General features: G+C 38.8%; 13 protein-coding genes and 1 pseudogene. 7 read left to right on the forward strand and 7 right to left on the reverse strand.

The window, feature by feature from the left end; translation table 11 throughout:
- Together ACZ41W_RS07425 and ACZ41W_RS07430 are read right to left on the reverse strand one after the other, a co-directional pair.
- Positions 1 to 492 (reverse strand): RNA polymerase sigma factor, encoded by a 492-nt coding sequence (locus ACZ41W_RS07425; protein ID WP_464314240.1) that lies wholly within the window; start codon positions 490 to 492, stop codon positions 1 to 3.
- A 212-nt stretch (positions 493 to 704) separates the two neighbouring features.
- On the reverse strand, positions 705 to 2,270 hold the full coding sequence (locus ACZ41W_RS07430; RefSeq protein WP_464314241.1) for a DEAD/DEAH box helicase: 1,566 nt from the start codon (positions 2,268 to 2,270) through the stop codon (positions 705 to 707).
- Between the two features lie 163 nt (positions 2,271 to 2,433).
- Here ACZ41W_RS07430 and ACZ41W_RS07435 point away from each other — a divergent pair, with 163 nt between their 5' ends.
- Positions 2,434 to 3,336, forward strand: a complete 903-nt coding sequence (locus tag ACZ41W_RS07435) for a DMT family transporter (protein WP_464314242.1) — start codon at positions 2,434 to 2,436, stop codon at positions 3,334 to 3,336.
- On the opposite strand, the gene zupT is transcribed toward ACZ41W_RS07435, so the two are convergent.
- The 5 genes from zupT to ACZ41W_RS07460 all read right to left on the reverse strand — a co-directional run bounded on the left by zupT (position 3,319) and on the right by ACZ41W_RS07460 (position 10,502).
- Positions 3,319 to 4,182 carry a zinc transporter ZupT gene (zupT, locus tag ACZ41W_RS07440; RefSeq protein WP_464314243.1) on the reverse strand — a complete coding sequence of 288 codons (864 nt, stop codon included), beginning with the start codon at positions 4,180 to 4,182 and terminating at the stop codon, positions 3,319 to 3,321. The genes ACZ41W_RS07435 and zupT overlap by 18 nt on opposite strands.
- A 60-nt stretch (positions 4,183 to 4,242) precedes the next feature.
- Positions 4,243 to 6,780, reverse strand: a complete 2,538-nt coding sequence (locus ACZ41W_RS07445) for an HD domain-containing phosphohydrolase (protein ID WP_464314244.1) — start codon at positions 6,778 to 6,780, stop codon at positions 4,243 to 4,245.
- 39 nt (positions 6,781 to 6,819) lie between these two features.
- Positions 6,820 to 8,085, reverse strand: a complete 1,266-nt coding sequence (locus tag ACZ41W_RS07450) for an HD domain-containing phosphohydrolase (RefSeq protein ID WP_464314245.1) — start codon at positions 8,083 to 8,085, stop codon at positions 6,820 to 6,822.
- A gap of 81 nt (positions 8,086 to 8,166) precedes the next feature.
- Positions 8,167 to 8,574: a PH domain-containing protein gene (locus ACZ41W_RS07455; RefSeq protein ID WP_464314246.1), complete on the reverse strand. Its 408-nt coding sequence runs from the start codon at positions 8,572 to 8,574 to the stop codon at positions 8,167 to 8,169.
- A 206-nt stretch (positions 8,575 to 8,780) separates the two neighbouring features.
- Positions 8,781 to 10,502 carry a methyl-accepting chemotaxis protein gene (locus ACZ41W_RS07460; RefSeq protein WP_464314247.1) on the reverse strand — a complete coding sequence of 574 codons (1,722 nt, stop codon included), beginning with the start codon at positions 10,500 to 10,502 and terminating at the stop codon, positions 8,781 to 8,783.
- Between the two features lie 387 nt (positions 10,503 to 10,889).
- Here ACZ41W_RS07460 and ACZ41W_RS07465 point away from each other — a divergent pair, with 387 nt between their 5' ends.
- The 6 genes and pseudogenes from ACZ41W_RS07465 to ACZ41W_RS07490 all read left to right on the forward strand — a co-directional run bounded on the left by ACZ41W_RS07465 (position 10,890) and on the right by ACZ41W_RS07490 (position 18,538).
- A complete protein-coding gene (locus tag ACZ41W_RS07465) occupies positions 10,890 to 11,630 on the forward strand; it encodes a zinc ribbon domain-containing protein (protein WP_464314248.1) in 741 nt (246 codons plus the stop codon).
- 470 nt (positions 11,631 to 12,100) lie between these two features.
- The gene (locus ACZ41W_RS07470; protein WP_464314249.1) at positions 12,101 to 13,066 is read left to right on the forward strand and encodes an FMN-binding protein; all 966 of its coding nucleotides are present in this window, start codon (positions 12,101 to 12,103) and stop codon (positions 13,064 to 13,066) included.
- 145 nt (positions 13,067 to 13,211) lie between these two features.
- Complete coding sequence (locus ACZ41W_RS07475) at positions 13,212 to 14,267, forward strand: PocR ligand-binding domain-containing protein (RefSeq protein WP_464314250.1); 1,056 nt, start codon at positions 13,212 to 13,214, stop codon at positions 14,265 to 14,267.
- 183 nt (positions 14,268 to 14,450) lie between these two features.
- Complete coding sequence (locus tag ACZ41W_RS07480) at positions 14,451 to 15,533, forward strand: glycerol dehydrogenase (RefSeq protein WP_464314251.1); 1,083 nt, start codon at positions 14,451 to 14,453, stop codon at positions 15,531 to 15,533.
- A pseudogene (gene dhaK / locus ACZ41W_RS07485) lies at positions 15,534 to 17,204 on the forward strand (dihydroxyacetone kinase subunit DhaK). It abuts the gene before it with no gap.
- A 164-nt stretch (positions 17,205 to 17,368) separates the two neighbouring features.
- Entirely contained in the window at positions 17,369 to 18,538 is a 1,170-nt protein-coding gene (locus ACZ41W_RS07490; protein WP_464314252.1) for a gluzincin family metallopeptidase, read from the forward strand.
- The last annotated feature ends 106 nt before the right edge of the window (positions 18,539 to 18,644 follow it).

Here is an 18,644-nt window from a genome sequence, read left to right on the forward strand (position 1 = left end):
TTAGACCTCCTCCTGTAATTCAATCTTAAGTAGTTTTAGTCCTCTATAGAGTCGTGTCTTGATGGTGTTTTCATTTTGCTGTAAGATCTGTGCGATATCACTGATCTTGAAGTCTTCAAAATAGCGCAACATGATGATCATCTTGAGTTCGGTTGGAAGCGTTTCAATGGCACTTTGTAGGTCAAAGTTCATATAAGTATCTTCCGACTCCAATATTTTTTCAAAATCGTCTGGGTCATAAATGACGATTTTTTTGTTTTTTCTCAGATAATCAAGCGCTGTATTCACCATGATTTTATAAAACCAGCTGTTGAGCGATTCTGGAAATTGCTGTTTTTCAAATGCTTTTAACGCTTTAACAATACTGTCTTGTATGACGTCCATTGCATCTTCTGCATGACGGGTATACGAATAGATAAACCGATAATGCGCATCTTTGTTTTCCAGCAAATAGGCTTGAAACGCTTGTGTTTGTTTTTTCTTTGAGTTCATAACTGTCTCCTGTATTCTCTAGTAAGCTTACACCCATAGGACGCATGGCAAACTAAAAAAGTTTTGACTGATGAAATAAAATGCAGAAAAAACACCTTTCACCAAGCGCGTGCTTCGTAAAAGGTGTTCATTAGCGTCATACATATTTATATTGCTTATTTATTTTGCTTATTTATTTTGCTTATTTATAATGCTTATTTATTTTGCTTATTTTATTTCATATCCGAATTCTTTTTGAAGAGCTTGTCCATAACACGTGCAAAGAATCCTTTCTTCACTGCTGATTGCTCAACTGGATGAGATGCTTTAGGTGTAACCGGACTCGTTGAGACCGGTGTAGCAGGTTTCGTTGCCGTTGGAGTCGAGTGGTTTGAACGTCTCGATGGATATGGTTTCGATTGCGCTGCGCTTGATTTCGGATGTGCAGTATTGGTTCTTGACTGCGCTGCATTCGATCTTGGCTGTGTTGAGTTTGATCGTGGCTGAGCTGCATTCGTGTGTGGCTGCGCTGAGTTTGACCTAGACTGCGTCGAACTAGACTTTCCTTGTGAAGGTCTTGATTTCGTCTGTGTAGCACTTGATTTCGTCTGTGTAGCACTTGGTTTCGCCGGTGCCTGAGATGGTTTTGGCGGTACTTTTTTAGGTTTATCCTTCAAGTCTTCATCCGTCGGCAATGGCAATTCTTCAATCAGTGTTCCAATGTGTTCTTCAATCTCATACAGTGTGTATTGGTCGTCTTTTGTTACAAGTGATAATGCCTTTCCGCCCTGACCTGCACGACCCGTTCTACCGATTCGATGAATGTAATTGTCTTTATCTTGGGGCACATCGTAGTTGATAACGAGCGAAAGATCATCTACGTGAAGTCCTCTTGCAGCAACATCTGTTGCCACTAAAATTTCAAATCCACCCTTTTTAAACTGTTGTATCGAGTGCATTCTACTTGACTGAGAATTCGCTCCGTGAAGCGCTTTGGATGTATATCCTTTTTCATTTAAAAAGATATTGACGCGATCAACGGTCATGCGGGTATTGCAAAAAACCATGCAACTTTCAGGTTGTTCCATTCGTAGGATTCTATCGAGCTGGAATCTTTTTTCATTGGGTTGCAATTTATAGTAATACTGCGTAATTGCATCGACTGTTTTTGTATCGGATTCAATCTCAATTTTTTGTGGATTGCGCATATAATGATGACATAACGACTGAATCTCTTCAGGCATCGTCGCTGAAAAGAGCATCGTCACTCTGTCGCGCGGAATTTCTTTTACGATTCGCTGAACTTGATCTAAAAAGCCCATATCCAGCATGCGGTCTGCTTCATCGAGTACGAGAAACTTCACATCTGATAGATCTAAATTGCCCTGTTTCATGTGATCATATATTCTACCAGGGGTTCCCACTACGAGTTCGACCCCTTTTTCAAGCTTTTCAACTTCAGTCACCATACTGTGTCCGCCATAAATCACGGTTGAACGTATGTGTTTATATTTTGCGATGTTGCGGATTTCTTGATCCACTTGAACAGCAAGTTCTCTTGTAGGTGCCATGACGAGCGCCTGTGGTTTTGTGCGACCTTTTTGAATTTTTTCAATCATTGGGACGCCGAAAGCAGCTGTTTTTCCACTGCCTGTTTTTGAAACGACGATTAAATCTTTGTTTTCAAGTGCCATTGGAATGGCTTCTGCTTGTACTTGTGTAGGTGCTTCATATCCCATTTCATGAAGTGCCTTGATGATTTCATTTGATAAGTTAAATAAGTTAAATTGATTTTCCATATTGCCTCTTTAATTAAATTTATGTAAACAACACAAGACTCATTATACCACAATTTTGTGGTAAAGGTGATGAAATAATTGTCATGCAGAATTTTCAAAGAATATCGTGACGACTTTTGACATTTTCGATACAATGATTTTGAATGAATGAATTGGAGGAGACATGAAAGCAAAATACCAAGCACTTTTAGCTGAAATATTGATATTAATTGCCGTAGCGCTATGGGGGTCTTCATTTGCACTGACGAAACCCCTTCTAGATGTTATGGGCGTCTTTACGTTTATGGGAGCGCGTTTTTTAACGGGGGGCATTTTACTGGGATGTTTTTTAATCCTCTTTAAGAAACTCACCCTGACCAAAGATGCCATCAAAGGCGGGTTCATCACTGGCGCATTGCTCTTTGCGGGATTTATTTTTCATACCTATGGTCTCAAATACACGAGTATTGCCAAAAATGCCTTTATCGTAGGCAGCAACGTCATCTTTGTACCGATGATCTTAAGCGTCCTCTATCATAAAAAGCAAAGCAAAAGCGTCTGGTTTTCAACGATATTTGCGTTGATTGGCCTTGCACTCGTCACGCTTGACGGCAAACAAACAGGACTCAATAAAGGCGATGTCATCACTTTAATCGGCACTTTAATTCTTTGCTTTTATATCCTAAAGGTGGAAATTTACACGAAAAAAGGAGATCCTCTGACAATTGCAACAGTACAAATCTTAACGGTTGGGTTAATGAGTCTTGTACCTGCATGTATCTTTGAATCCCCTTTAGCGTATTTTTCATCGTCTTTCTATTCGCCACTGGTTATTGGAAATCTTGCAATCCTAAGTATTGGTTGTACCAGCATCGCATACCTGATTTCAAACTATGGTCAAAGCCATATTTCGGCCGCTCGTGCTTCTCTACTTTATATCTTTGAACCTATTTTCGGAGCGTTTCTCGGCTGGCTTTTATTAGGAGAAGTCGTTGGACTTCAAGGCATGATTGGTGCTACTTTAATCGTTTTAAGTACCATCATTCCACCGCTTCTTAATGAGCTTTCACTAAGAAAACATCACTAAACTAGCTGCCATGACTACCATTCCTGAGATGAGTCCATAGATGGCGATGTGATGCTCTCCGTATTTTTCAGCTGTCGGCAATAATTCATCTAGTGAAATATACACCATGATACCTGCAACACCTGCAAAGATAATCCCCATCAACGATTCACTAAAGAAGTTATATAACAAGAAAAAACCAACAATTGCGCCTAATGGTTCTGAAAGCCCTGATAAGAAGGACATTCTAAAAGCTTTTCTGCGATCGTTTGTTGCAAAATAAATCGGAACAGAAACTGCGATTCCCTCAGGAATGTTGTGGATGGCAATAGCTACTGCAATGCTAATTCCTAGAGTCGGGTTTTTAAGTGCAGCGGTAAATGTCGCCAATCCTTCTGGAAAGTTGTGGATGGTAATCGCCAGTGCTGAGAACAATCCCATTCTTAAGAGCGCTTTATCTGTTCTTTCTTTATGTTTTTTGTGTTTCTCCATCACTTCTATCTTACACGCTTCATCCTGACATCTTTCAAGTTCTGTGACATCATGGATCTCATGAGGATTCTCCCCTTCTGGAACAAGCTTATCGATTAACGCAATTAAAGCCAAACCTGCAAAGAACGAAATCGTCGTAATCAAATATCCTGTATGCTGTCCGTAAACTTCCACAAGAGATTCTTTCGCCTTTGGAAAAATCTCAATCATGGAAACATAGATCATGACGCCTGCTGAAAATCCTAAAGCAGCTGATAAAAATTTATGATTGGTCTGCTTGGTATAGAAAGCGAGTGCTGAGCCAATTCCTGTTGATAGACCTGCGAAAATCGTGAGTCCAAATGCAAATAGTATATCTTTTAGTTCAAATGTCATTGATTCCTCCATTGAAAATTCATTATGATTGATTACAATTCATTATATCATTAATCATTCTCAATTTGTACTCATTTCAATTTTGTTTTTCATAAATCGAATAAATATTTCCACTAACTCTGGGTCAAAAAAGCTTCCACTCTTCGCGCGAATCTTCTCTTCCAATACTTGAAGATTAAGCGTACCACTTTGAACCATCTCTTCATGTACGCGATCAAAGTAATTAATAATAGCAATAATTCTAGCTGCTGCTGGAATTTCTTCACCACTTAATGCCCTTGGATAGCCGGTTCCATCCCACTTTTCATGATGTGACAGTACAAATTCAGAAACTCTTGAAAACTCATTGACCGTTTTAAGCATCTGATATCCAACTTCAGGATGACGCTCAAACTCTAATTTTTCAGCCACTGTCAGCGATTGTCTTCTTTCAAGGAGTTCTGGATTAATGGCAATTTTTCCGATATCGTGCATAAGTCCAGTCAATTTTAATTCACGCACTTCATCTTCAGTCATTTTCAAGGATTCACCAAACGCTTCACACAAATTACTCACTCTTTGTGAATGCGTGCGCTCTTTTTCATTTTGTTCGTACAAATTATTGAGGATCAGTTCAATCATCTGCTGTCTCATCTTCGTACTTTCAGATAATTTTCTTCTATACATATTGTCTTCAGCAATTTTAAAAATATCTTCAATGGAAATATCAAATGTCGATTTTGTCCCTATTCCATATGAAAATGAGAAGATCAGCTTATCCATCAGGATATTTTTTGAATTCGCATCGATTCGCTTCATTAAAAGCTCTGCTTCCACTTCATCTGTATTTGGCAGTAGAAGCACAAATTCATCTCCGCCTATTCGTGCAAAAATATCCCCACGTCTACATTCAGATTGAATAAAGAGCGTTGCCGCTTTCAAAAGTTCATCCCCCATACTATGTCCAAGGGCATCGTTGACGAGCTTGAGTCCATTGACGTCGATCATCACCAAGCTTAGCGGGAACTTGCTCACTTGATTAAGAGCATTTAATGCCACTTCAAAATACCGTCTATTATAAGCACCTGTTAATTGGTCGTGATAACTTAAATATTCAATTCGATTCATTTTTTCGCGTTGATCTGAGACATCTCTAAACACCAATACATGACCTTGTGTTTTCCCTTTCTTATCTATAATAGGCGCAATGGTTTTTTCAATCGGAAGCTCTCCTCCAAAACGATTGCTAATCACTTCATAACTCAATGACTTATCATCAGAGTAATTGTCAATATCTTCTGTAGACTCTTTTTTATTTTCAGTCTTAAAAATGTCATTTAAAGGACGGCCATAGGCTTCTTGTATCGTCCATCCAGTCATGGCTTCCGCCATTTTGTTCATCACTTCGACTTCATCATCACTATTTACTGCAATTAAACCATCCCCCATAGACAACAATGTCGTGGTGAGTTTGTTCTCAATTTCATAATAAGCACTCTTAACGCGTTTTACCATGAGATTAAATGTCCGTTTTAATCGACTAATTTCATCGGTTTCTTCTATATCATGATGCAAAATCACTTCATAATCGCCATCTGCGACCTTTAGAGCCATCTCTGAAAGTTCAGATATCGGTCTTGTAATCTTATCAATGCCTAGATACAGTACAATCATCACGATGATAATCATGGAGATTCCTACGCCAAAAACAAGATAAATCAAGCGTTTAACGACATTTTGATACGCACTTGTATCATAGGTAATCTCGATAATTCGACTATGATCACTCAATGGATTTTGGTTTTGCTCTGGTAAATAAACCACACGTTTAATAATCACGCCTTCTTTAGTTTCAAAAGAAGATTCTCTAATTGCACGTTCTACCATTGCAACACTTTCTTCTGTTGGCATATATTTTTCACCGCTATTGGTGAACTGATAGCCATAAACGTCAAAAACGTGAATTTGACTTACGATTGGATTGGTATCTGCAATTTCTTCAAGTGAGCGAATTGGATCTAGTTGTTTCACATTTTCAGCAAACGCTTCATTGCTATAAGAAATTTCAAAAATAACCGTATTTGACATGCCAGATACATAAGAAAACTTCGTCAACAATCCCGTAGCAACGTTGGTTCTAATTTTTTCATGTACGACTTGATTGCCTTTCAGTACAGCCGTCATTCTCTCGCCCAATTTTTCATCAAACGTCGCGAAATTAAACTGGATGGCTTCTTTAATGGTCGCTTCATAGATGGTTAAATCGGAATTGATTAAAATGAGGTCGTACTTATTTCCCAACCTCGATTGAATACTTTCCAGATCGACTTCTCCGTTATTTTTAGCATATTGTTCTTCATATATTTCTTTGAATTTAAGGACAGCGGTTTCCATTTCAGTTTCTAGTTGTTTATCAAGCATGCTAAAGCCACCGTCGATTTGTTCCACTGCGACGATGGCATTTGATTCGATATAATCCATTTGCAGAGCATGTTCTTTTGATAAGATATTGGTCGCTTGATAATTGACAAAAATCGCCAAGACAATGGTCGATATGATAATCGTCGGCAATACAAATCCAATCATCTTCTGCTTAACCGTAAATAGAAACTGTTTCATGATCACTCCTAAACGCAATTAATTTAGAAAATTGCATAATTAACCAATTTTGTAATGCTGTAGTTCATTTTTTATCTGTTCATACAATCGCTTCGCGTTCTCTTGAGCGGTGATGCGTTCTTGGTTGAGCGTTTCACAATTGTCTTCGAGAAGCTGCATCAACTCTGGGTACTCACAAGAGTCAAAACTGATTTTCATCTGTTTGATGACGACTCCAAGATCTAACCCTTTTCGATACGGGCGGTCTTCTGTTAAAGCAGTAAAAACATCTGCAAATGCTAATATGACTGCTTCTCTGCTAATTTCTCCATGGGCGAGATGAAACGGATATCCCGATCCATCTTGTTTCTCGTGATGCGCAGAAGCCCATAATGTGATATCCTCTAAATTTGATAAATTGCTCAAAATTTCGTACGTATAGCTCGTATGTTTTTTCATACGCTCATATTCATTGTCCGTCAGAGGTGCATTTTTTTCAATCAATTCAACGGCGACCCCCATCTTCCCGATATCGTGTAAGAGTCCAGCAATTTTGATTTTTAAGATGGTGTCGGATTCTAGATGGTCGAGTCTGGCAATTGCACACGCCACCGCACTAACCCCTTGAGAATGTGTGGCAGTGAACTCACTGCGAAAGTCGATAACTTTTGCTAGTGTTTCAGCGAACCGTTCTAACAACTCGGTTGTCAATGGAATTTCACCATCTCGTGCCAACACAAAATTTAGTACGGTTTGCATCGACATATTGTCAATATCAAACCAAAATTCCGGATTTTCTGCGCATTCTAAAAAAGCATCATAAGAACGCGGTTTAAATAGGTAGCCGACCAATGGTTGTAATTGCCTTATTATTTCCTTTGCTTGCTTATCATTCTCAACGTCCGGATGGATTAACACATCAATTCGATCTGCTAAATGTAAAATCGAACAAATTTCGACAATTCTTGGATCAATTCCATCAGAAAATTGCCATTTGATATGATGATGCAAGATGACTTTTGAAATATCTTCAAAATACGGCAACCCCTCAATCATGATCGATCCTAAATACGAATGTGCGTATGGATTGCTCACATCTAAAAATAGAAGTTCGTCTCGTTCTTTCACGGTCAGAGCCCCTATATCGTGTACGGATGCAGACATGACGAGAAGTTTTAAATCTGCTGAATTTAAACCATATTGTTTACCGAGATAATATGCAATAACGGCTACACGCCTATGATGATTCTTAAGTATTGGATTGATGAGATCCAATGATTGAATAATGGTCACTAACAATTCTTTATACGTTGTTTTTTGACTCACACCGATCACCTCTCTATGTTTTCATAGAAAGTATACCCTCATAATACAGCTATCACACAACTATCACAAAAAATATTCATTTTATTGAACATCTAGTTCAGCTGCTTCACCATTTTCGAGTGCATCAGAAGCCCCATAGATTTCTCGACCTCTAATTTTCAGTTTTGCACGCTCTTTTTCAACTTCTGCACTAATTAAATCTCGAACCTTTTCTGGATGTTTGATATTTTTTAAAAGAAGTTCTTTATGCGTTTCATCCACGGTGTATAGCGTAATGGTCCCCACTCCAAAAATGCGATCCATAATTGATCTTTTCAAATTCATGTCCAATATACGATAAAGGAGCATTTCATTTTCACGCGTGTTTAAAAACCCTTCTTTTAAGAATAGTCTTTGATTTTTTAATGTATATACAGTAAATGATAACGGCATACCAAGTATGCGTTTTCTGTCCTTCCAAAGTTGAGATGGGTCAATTGTTTTAGCCATATGTTCCTCCTAAAATTTCTAATCAAGAATGATCTGTATATTCATCAGTCATACTTTTATTTCATTATAGTCTTTGTACTTAACACTAATCAATAAAAAGTTCAAATTGTTCTAAAAAACAAAGACCTCACACGCTTGCTCACGTGAGAGGTCTTGTCATTCTAACAGCTTGTTCATTTACAACTTAAAGCTTGTTCATTTCTAAATTAGTTCATTTTATATTTTGAAATCTGGTCATTTAAGTGATCGATCAGTTCGTTAAGCGCATCCATATTCGCCGTGATTTCTTCAACGCTTGCACATTCTTCTTCTGAAGCTGCACTCACGCGTTCAATCATCTCTGCATTTTTATGTGAAAGGACTTCTACATTACGCGTACTAGATAATACGTGTGTTTTGACATCTGTCACTTCTTGAATTCGATCTTTTAGAACTTCTACACTTGAAAGAATTGCGTTAATGGATTGCTCTGCTGTTGAATACTGTAACAACGTCTCTTCAATCTGCGCATTGGATTTATTCATCATCTCATAGTTCACACTTGTAATCTCATTGGATGCCTTGATTTCTTCAAGAACCGATTTGATGATTTGGTCAATTTGAGCACCTGATTCAGCAGATTCTTCTGCAAGTTTTCGAATTTCATCTGCTACAACGGCAAATCCTCTTCCAGCTTCACCCGCTCTTGCAGCTTCGATTGACGCATTGAGTGCCAATAAGTTCGTTTGATTTGCAATCCCTTTAATCGTTTCAAGAATGCTTAAAATGGTTCCTGAACGTTCATAGAGTTCTGTCATTTTGCGGTTTAACACGGTGAATCCTTCTGCAGTTTCCACAAATTGAGATTTCATCTGATAAATCTGATCACTGGATGCTTTGGTATGTTCTTTTACCTTTTCGCCTTCCACATTTGAAGAATCAACAGATTCTTTCATCTGAAGGATGGTCGTTTCAAGTGAATGCGTATCTTCTATTAAATGTCCCATTTCAGTTGCTTGTTGTTGAATATTTTTAGAAGTTTCTTCTAAAGAAGCAGTTGTTTCTTGTACCATGCCTGTGATATTGTGACTAGACTCTTGCACTTCTGTAAAGTTCATCACCACTTCTGAAGTAATCTTTTTAATTTCAGAAACCAACCCGTAGCTATTATCTCTTAAGCTCGTCATAGAATCTGCTAACACTTTAAACTCGCCCTTATAATCAGCTGAAATTGTCGTCGTTAGATCAAAATTCGCCAATTTTTGACAATCATCTGCTAAATTTTTAATCGGTCTTAGCATTTTATTGATCATCATCATCATAATTAAGCCAATGAATACAAGTGATACCAAGGAGAATCCTAATATAATCACAAATGTCGATCTAGAATTTGCAATTTCAGGTGAAATGTCAAATGTAACGCCTAATACGGCAATTGCCTGGCCACTTTCATCTTTGACTGGAAAATAATAAGAAATCAAGGTGAGTCCATCGCTACTAATTTGTCCACCTTCAACGATTTCATTTGTTTTTATAACTTCCTTGTAGGCATCTAACTCTTTGCTTTCAAGTGCTTGGTTTGGCTTTGTTGCAATATCTACATCATCAATACCATCTACTAAATAAACGAATTGATCGTTAAGACTTGCGGCGTAATGAAGGTCTTTTGCATCAATTGCACGTCTGATTTTAATCAGATCTCGTCTGATGGTTTTATACGCTTCGTTGTCTACTTTTGGATTGTCTTTAACTTGATTGATTAAACTAGGAGTAAACATCTGTTCTAGAGTTTTTGCCGCTGTCTCTGCATCTAACTTGGTACTAATTTTCATGTCTTTCATAATTGAAAAATACGTAATTCCCGATAGAGCTGCGACTAAAACGATGACAAGTATCAGGGTCATTCTAACGATTCTCGAGCTAATTCGCCCTTTAAGTTTCGTGCTCATGTAAATTTTTTCCTCCCGGTTTAACGAGTTTTCATACTCACATATCTCATTTGTAAAATTCTACACCGTGTATAAACATATCACAAAACAGCAGGACAATCATTATTAAAATTTAACAATTTATTGACTTGTGGAAATTGCATAATTACCTTTTCTGTGTGAAAATCATGTGTTGATAAAATTAAAATGGCTCAATCACGCCATTTCAAAAATTGAGATTCTCACAAATAAGAATTATGCAATTTTCTAACTTAAATGCATTATTTGCGCATACAGAATTCATGTATAAAAATTTATGTGATTCCAACTTTCTACTATTTATAGTATAATGTTGACATATTTATCTGTAAAAGAAAGATGAATGATTAATTATTGGAGGTTTATTGCATGTTTTGTTCACAATGTGGCACTAAAAATGATGAAGGCGCAAAATTTTGTACGAATTGCGGCGCAACTCTTGAAGTAAAAGCTGCTCCCGTGGTTAAAGAACCAGTTGTTGAGACTCCTGTTGTTGAGACTCCAGTTGTTGAAACTCCAGCTTCTGAAGAACCTGTTTATGTGGCTCCGGCTCCACAGCCAACACCACAACCTACTCCACAACCAATACCACAACCAGCTCCAGCTTCGCAACCTGTGTATACTCAAAATACAGTTTTAACACCTGAGCAGTTTGCTGAGACACCTAAAAAGAAAAAACCACTTATTCCAGTACTCATTGCACTCGTAGTGGTAATCGCACTTGTCGTTGGGGGAATGTTTATTTTAGGTGGTGGATACTCACAAAAAACACCTGAAAAAGCCATTATGTCGTTCTTTAAATGTATTGAAAAAGGTGATGTCGATGCGTTTTTAGACATGATTCCAGGCGATGAAATGAAAGACCTCAAAGAATACATGGAAGAATACGATGAAGATTTGGATGAGTATCTCGAACAAAATTTAGAAGATTTAAATGATATGTTTGAAGATGAAGTCGGTAAAAATTGGATCGACAAAATCGAGATTACAGATGTAGATATCGATGATGATTATGCTTCAGTAGAAGTAGAACTCGACGGTGAAGCTGAATACCTTGACTTAGAAAAAATCGACGGAAAATGGTATATTGATTTTAGTGGTCTTTTCTAAGAACTTGATGCATTTTAGAGGTAGAAAATAACCATCAAATAGCTCAAATTTCATACTTTAAACGCAAATAAGGGGAATTCAATTGAATTCCCCTTAATACATAGATTGAAGATTCATAACATACACTAAAAAAACACGATTCGTTCTTTACTCATTTGTTAATTTACTGATGAACTTGTTACTTTACCGATTTTGACTCGAATTCTCAACTCGTAAAACTTCTTAAAACTAATTTCTAAAACAATCACTTAGTTCAGTTCAAAACTTACTTTTAAAACGCTTTTAAATCATTTCTTCAATCTATGAAGAGGAAAATGTCCTCTTAGGCTATATGTACCCAGTAGTTTTTAAAATAAACATTATTTTGCCTTTTATATGACCACATCTTATTTAAGGTTTATTTCAGTTTTATCAACTAAAATAGAAATAAGTCAAACACATAGAAACAAGTCCAACACAAGGAGGCATCAATGACTTTATATTTAAATTTTATCACTGCATGGGTTGCTGTAATTCTCGCTTTTCTTTTGAGCATTATATACGTTCTACGAATCGTGAATAAAAAGAATCCTTCCCCCACACTCACTAAAATCAATCGGTTTTTGAGAAAACATCACAAGATCATGGGAATCGCCCTCATATTAACCGGCTTTATTCACGGCTATTTTTCAAGTGAAAAAGTCCTGAGTTTTAATATCGGTACCCTCTCGTGGATCGTCTCCATATTACTTGGTATCAACTGGATGATGCGTGCGTGGTTGAAAAAAGTGAAAGGATGGATGCTTTACCATCGCGCATTGACCGTGATATTTATCGCGACCATCGTACTCCACATCGTCGATGTGGGCGGTATTCAGTTCCATCACCTCATACTATCGGATCTTGAGGCATTAACTGCTTCAGAATCCATCTCAACAGATTCTTCAGATACGTCTGATGAAAATTTTACAGAAAACACACAAGATAGCGCGACAGCTGCATCTAGCGAAACGGTGACAGAATCAGAGACAGAATCTTCATCGACGGCACATACTGAGGCATCCTCAGAAACATCGACAGAAAAAACGAATGAAACTACTACAGAAGCAAAGACCGAGACAACTACGAAATCAACGACTGAGGCAACCACGGAGGCAACTACTGAAGCAGCCTCTGGATCCATTTACAAAGATGGCGTCTATACAGGTGAAGCCACTGGATTTAGACCGGGATTGATCGTAGAAGTGGAAATCAAAAACGATGAAATCATTCGAATAGAAGTCATCGAACACAACGAAGTTCACTCGAGATATTACGCTCGACCTGTTGAAGAAATCCCCGCAGCCATCATCGCTTCACAAAGCACAGATGTCGATACGGTCAGTGGCGCAACCTTTACATCTAACGGCATCATGAAAGCCGTTGAAAATGCGCTTGAAAAAGCACGCATCCAGTAAAGAGATTGAGATTGCTTCCAATAGTGAGATTTCTTCCAATAGAAAGATCTCTTCCAATAATGAATCGTGAATTCTCCTCCTCAAGTGGTGTACCGTATGAAAATATGGTACACTTATTTTATATGAACGATTCAGGAGAAAATAGATGAAAGAAATGATTCGACTACTGGACATAATTGATATAAATGATTTTCAGTCGTTACAGGACGACATCGCTCTATCCACGGATATGGCGCTATTAACCGTAGATTACAAAGGCGTACCAGTGACTGAGCACAGCAGTTGCCAGTCTTATTGTCATCTTCTTAGACAGCAAGTGCCTTATCAAGACCTCTGTCAAAAATGCGATTCCAGAGGTGGACTTGAAGCAGCGAGACTTCAAAAGCCATATATCTATATTTGCCATCGGGGCATCGTCGACCTTGCAGTGCCCATCATCGCAAACAATCAGTACTTAGGAGCATTGATGGCAGGTCAAGTGCGCATCAGCGATGATTCAAAACTCGAATGGATTGCCGCAAAGAAAGAATATGCTTTAGAACTTGAGGTTCAACATCAGCTAGAGGACAGTTTTGAAAAGCTTCCCGTGATGACATATGAAAAAATAGAAGCCATTGGCAATCTTCTTTTTGGCATCAGTAAAGTTCTCGTCGACCGCGCACTCCTCAAACTTGAACTGGACGGTGCATCACGGTCACTTGATGAAAATTCACACAGAGGCTTACCACATGGTTCTTCGGCAAGTGCATCAACAACATCTGGCTCTGCTCATGCTGCATCTTCAACACCGTCTGGTTTGTTAAAAACGGATCATATTGATCATATTCCGACTCAATATCTTTTTTTAAAACCCGCAATTGAATTTTTACATCAGCATCTTTCGGACAAAGTCTATATCGAAGAAGTGTCTGCACTCTGTAATATCAGCGAAAGTTATTTTAGCAAGTGCTTTAACAAGGCATTTGGCATGAGTTTTTCAGCCTATCAAAATAGGCTCAAGCTATTAAAAGCAGAGGAACTCATCACCACGACCAATAAAAACATCAATCAAATCTCGGACGAACTCGGCTATGAAAATGCAAGTTACTTTATCCGCGTGTTCAAAAAAGAGTACAATGTGACACCTGCCATGTACAAACAGCGATACATTGAAAAAACACAGTTTGATCACAGGCAACAGCCAAAACAACCAATTAAATAGTCTTTGTAATATCACAAAACAGCACAAAGTGCTGTTTTTTATTGTTTCAGGCACCTTAAAAGTGATATTTTACAATTTCTTTATATAATTTTGATGCTATTTTATCCGATGTAGATTTTGTCCCACTTGCATATAATGTGTTTAACCGGTCACACATTTTATGATTAAGAGGAGATTGAGAATATGAAAAGAATTTTAATTGCTCCGTCAAAATACGTACAAGGCAAACACGTGCTTCAAGAAATGACTCAAATCGTGAGTGAATATGGAAAAAAACCTTTACTCGTTGCATCTGATAACGACCTTAAATACGTAGCAGAAGATCTCAAAATTGCACAAGAAAAATTGGCTTGTCCGATGGTTGAAACTTCATTTAGAGGCGAATGTTCAAAAGTTGAAATCGAAAGACTTAGAAAAGTGGCCGTTTCCCATGGCTGTGATGTCATCATTGGTCTTGGTGGCGGTAAAGCCCTTGACACGGCGAAAGCAATTTCCCATTTTGAAAATTTACCCGTTATTATTGTTCCAACAATTGCTTCAACGGATGCACCATGCAGCAGTTTGGCAGTTATATATACAGAAGAAGGCGCTTTTGAGGAGTATATCTTCTTTAAGAGCAATCCAAATCTCGTATTAGTTGATTCTAACGTTATTGCAAAAGCACCTGTTCGATTCTTAGTAGCGGGCATGGGGGATGCACTTTCTACTTATTTCGAAGCACGTTCATGTGCTCGTGCTAGCGCAAATAACATTCCTGGGGGCAAGAGCACAAAGGCGGCGATCGCAGCGGCAACACTTTGCTACGAGACGCTTATGGAGGATTCAGTAAAAGCGAAAGCAGCTTGTGAGGCAAATGTCGTAACAACTGCTCTCGACAATATTATTGAAGCCAACATCTTACTCAGTGGACTTGGATTTGAGAGTAGCGGTTTAGCAGCAGCACACGCTGTTCACAACGGCTTAACAGCTCTTGATGAGACGCACCACTGTTTCCATGGCGAAAAAGTTGCCTTTGGCGTGCTTGTTCATTTAGTTCTTGAAAATGCCGATTCTAAAGAAATCGACAAAGTAATCCAGTACTGTAAATCAGTGGGATTACCAACGACGCTTCATGCATTAGGGGTTAAAGACATTACAGATGAAAAAGTCATGGCAGTTGCGAAACTCGCTTGTGCTGAAGGCGAAACAATTCACAACATGCCGTTTGAAGTGACTGCTGACGACGTTTTCGCGGCAATCTATACAGCAAATATTTTGGGGGCTTAAATGAAAAAAATTATCAATTCAACGGATTCAATTGTTCATGAAATGTGTCTTGGGATGGAAAAATCGCATCCTGATATGATCAAATACACACCGAAATACAAAATCATCCAAAGAAAAACATTGAACCCAGATAAAGTGACGCTGATCTGTGGTGGCGGTAGTGGTCACGAACCGGCACATGCTGGTTATGTAGGCGTTGGCATGCTCGATGCAGCTGTATGTGGCGATGTATTTGCATCCCCTTCATCGATTCAAGTGTACAATGCCATTAAAAATACAGCTTCTAACAAAGGAACGCTGCTCATCGTGAAGAATTACTCTGGCGATTGCATGAATTTTGATACTGCTGCTGAAATGGCTGAAGAAGATGATGAAATTAAAGTAGAACGCGTTTATGTTAATGACGATATCGCGGTTAAAGATAGTTTATATACTATTGGACGCCGTGGCGTTGCTGGAACTGTGCTTGTGGAAAAAATCGCTGGCGCAGCAGCTGAAGAAGGATTGTCACTTGAAGAAGTGAAAGCCGTGGCTCAAAAAGCCATCGATTCAGTGAGAAGTATCGGTTATGCACTGACGTCTTGTACCGTTCCTGCAAAAGGAACGCCTACTTTTGAGCTTGGTGAAGATGAAATCGAATTCGGGGTTGGAATTCACGGCGAACCAGGTATTGAAAGACGTCCAAATAAAACGAGCGCAGAGCTTGCTCAAGAGATGATTCAAATGCTTCTTGCTGACTTAAAAGTGGCAAGTGGCGACGAAGTGGTGCTTTTAGTGAATGGACTTGGTGCAACACCGCTTCAAGAACTTTATCTCATGAGCAATGATGCACATGCAGCGCTTGAAGCAGCTGGTGTGAAGGTTTATAAAACGATGGTTGGCAACTACATGACAGCGATCGACATGGCAGGCGCTTCTTTATCTATTATGAAAATGGATGACGAGCTGAAAAAATACTATCAATCGCCAGTTAATACTGTAGCGCTTAAGATGATTTAATAGAAAGATGATGAATAGAAAGAGGTTATCATGAACACACTTAAAACAGCTGATCTCGTAACGATGGTTTCAGATATGGCACATGTTATTATTGAAAATGAAGTTTATTTCTGTGAGCTAGATTCGGTAGCTGGCGACGGCGATTTTGGGATGTCGATCTCTAAAGGATTTAGAAAGTTAAAAGAAAACTGGAACGAACTCGATACAACATCAATTGGTAGTTTTTTAAACGATTGTAGCGAAATCATCTCAGAACATTGCGGTGGCGCGTCGGGTCCAATCTGGGGTTCGGCATTTAGAGGCGCTTCTAAAGCATCTGCTGATCAAACAGAGTTAACACTTGGTGCATTTGCTGAGATGATGACTGCTGCAGGTGCGGCGATTCAAAAAAGAGGCAAAGCGCAAGAAGGCGACAAAACGCTTCTCGATGCACTCCTTCCTTCTATTCGTGCCCTTTCTTCAGCTGCTGAAAGTCAACAATCATTTGCAGAGGCGCTTCACCTTGGCGCAATTGCCGCTGCTGAAGGCGCTGAAAAAACAAAAACCATGGTTGCTTCAAGAGGTCGCGCTTCATACGTAGGCGAAAGAAGTCTTGAACATCCAGATGCAGGCGCTATGGCGCTTGGCGTGATTTTCCACTATGTGGCAGATCAATATCAATCTAGAGTATAAGTTTATCCCACCTATAAAAAAACCTATAGATTCGGCTCGCTTCAATAAAATGAACGCTTAGCTGATTCTATAGGTTTTTTACTTTGATACATGCAACGCTCGCTTTTATATGATAAAATAATAAAATGATATAATAATAAATAAATCGAGTTAAGGAGCATCTTATGAATCCACAGTATCAACTCAGCTTAACGATCCATCCACAAAGTCATGAAGTGGATGTGAAAGGAACCCTTCAGTACATTCACAATACCAACAACGCGACACAAACCCTAAAACTCTACTTACATAAAGATTTTAAGAACATATCGTTTGAAAGCCCTCTTATCGACCATTATTCGATGGATCAAAATGGAGACCCTCTTAGCTTTTTAGATTGTTCGAGACCCCTCACTTTTCGTTTAAAGCACCCCCTCCAAACAGGTGAGTCACTTACTTTTCAATTTTCGTATGATGGTCAATTGACGTTTGGCGATTTTCCTATTGGCGAGATCTCAGAAGATTTTACCGAACTTGGCATCTATGCGCCTGTTTTTCCAGTGACGGAGGATATGGGAAATGCAACATTCGACCTTACTGTATCATGCGATGCACAGATGACCTTTGTTCATGCCGATTTGAAAAAGGCACTGTTTGATTTTGCCCTCATTGGTTCAAAGCACTTTACGCATCAGGTGATTCAGCAGCCTGGTTTATCTGTCTATTATGCCCTTGCGTCGGATGAGACTAAGGCGAAGAATATCGCTATTATGTGCGATTCTCTTCTCACCTATTATACGCATCAATTTGGCGACCGCGATACGTCTGACCTTAAAATCGTGATTACGCCGCGCACTGAAGGTGGAGGGTATTGTCGCGAAGGCCTCATCGTCTTAAGTACGGATGTTTCTGAAGCCTTATATGCTGAGGATATCTATGGATATTTGGCTCATGAACTGGCGCATCTATGGTGGCTCAAAGCACCTTTGACTACCTTTGAAGATTGGTTAAATGAATCCTTCGCTGAGTTTTCACGCATGCTCGCCTGTAAAACAAGATTTGGTGAACCATGGTATGACCATCGAATCGCCAAATACAAAGAAACCTATCACACGACACCTCCGATTATTGGCATCGACAGAAATGACCCAAAAGCATTTGAAGTGCTCTACAAAAAAGGCACTGCGATCTTGTCAGATGTTTTTCAGGAGTTATCCGAAGACGAACTTAAACATCTATTTCATACGATCCACTTTCAGAAGATCGCTTCTACTGATGCATTGCTTGGTTTGTTAGAAGGCATGTACGGCTCTGACTTCGCTAGGGAATTCAGATTGAAACTTGAGCGGTTGTAATATTGCATTCTATTATAATCAAACAATTCTCGCGCTCTGCTTACTTGGTCTATCACTTCTAGTATTTTTTTGTTGGCTACTTTTCATAGTTTATCGAAGAATGCAT

The sequence above is a fragment of the Fusibacter fontis genome, from assembly GCF_055378735.1.

What these genes read in the sequence shown, in the direction of transcription:
- ACZ41W_RS07460 (WP_464314247.1), bottom strand. Translation starts at nt 10,502, where the DNA reads ATGAGCACGAAACTTAAAGGGCGAATTAGCTCGAGAATCGTTAGAATG.
- ACZ41W_RS07465 (WP_464314248.1), top strand. Translation starts at nt 10,890, where the DNA reads ATGTTTTGTTCACAATGTGGCACTAAAAATGATGAAGGCGCAAAATTT.
- ACZ41W_RS07455 (WP_464314246.1), bottom strand. Translation starts at nt 8,574, where the DNA reads ATGGCTAAAACAATTGACCCATCTCAACTTTGGAAGGACAGAAAACGC.
- ACZ41W_RS07470 (WP_464314249.1), top strand. Translation starts at nt 12,101, where the DNA reads ATGACTTTATATTTAAATTTTATCACTGCATGGGTTGCTGTAATTCTC.
- ACZ41W_RS07435 (WP_464314242.1), top strand. Translation starts at nt 2,434, where the DNA reads ATGAAAGCAAAATACCAAGCACTTTTAGCTGAAATATTGATATTAATT.
- ACZ41W_RS07490 (WP_464314252.1), top strand. Translation starts at nt 17,369, where the DNA reads ATGAATCCACAGTATCAACTCAGCTTAACGATCCATCCACAAAGTCAT.
- ACZ41W_RS07430 (WP_464314241.1), bottom strand. Translation starts at nt 2,270, where the DNA reads ATGGAAAATCAATTTAACTTATTTAACTTATCAAATGAAATCATCAAG.
- ACZ41W_RS07480 (WP_464314251.1), top strand. Translation starts at nt 14,451, where the DNA reads ATGAAAAGAATTTTAATTGCTCCGTCAAAATACGTACAAGGCAAACAC.
- zupT (WP_464314243.1), bottom strand. Translation starts at nt 4,182, where the DNA reads ATGACATTTGAACTAAAAGATATACTATTTGCATTTGGACTCACGATT.
- ACZ41W_RS07475 (WP_464314250.1), top strand. Translation starts at nt 13,212, where the DNA reads ATGAAAGAAATGATTCGACTACTGGACATAATTGATATAAATGATTTT.
- ACZ41W_RS07425 (WP_464314240.1), bottom strand. Translation starts at nt 492, where the DNA reads ATGAACTCAAAGAAAAAACAAACACAAGCGTTTCAAGCCTATTTGCTG.
- ACZ41W_RS07445 (WP_464314244.1), bottom strand. Translation starts at nt 6,780, where the DNA reads ATGAAACAGTTTCTATTTACGGTTAAGCAGAAGATGATTGGATTTGTA.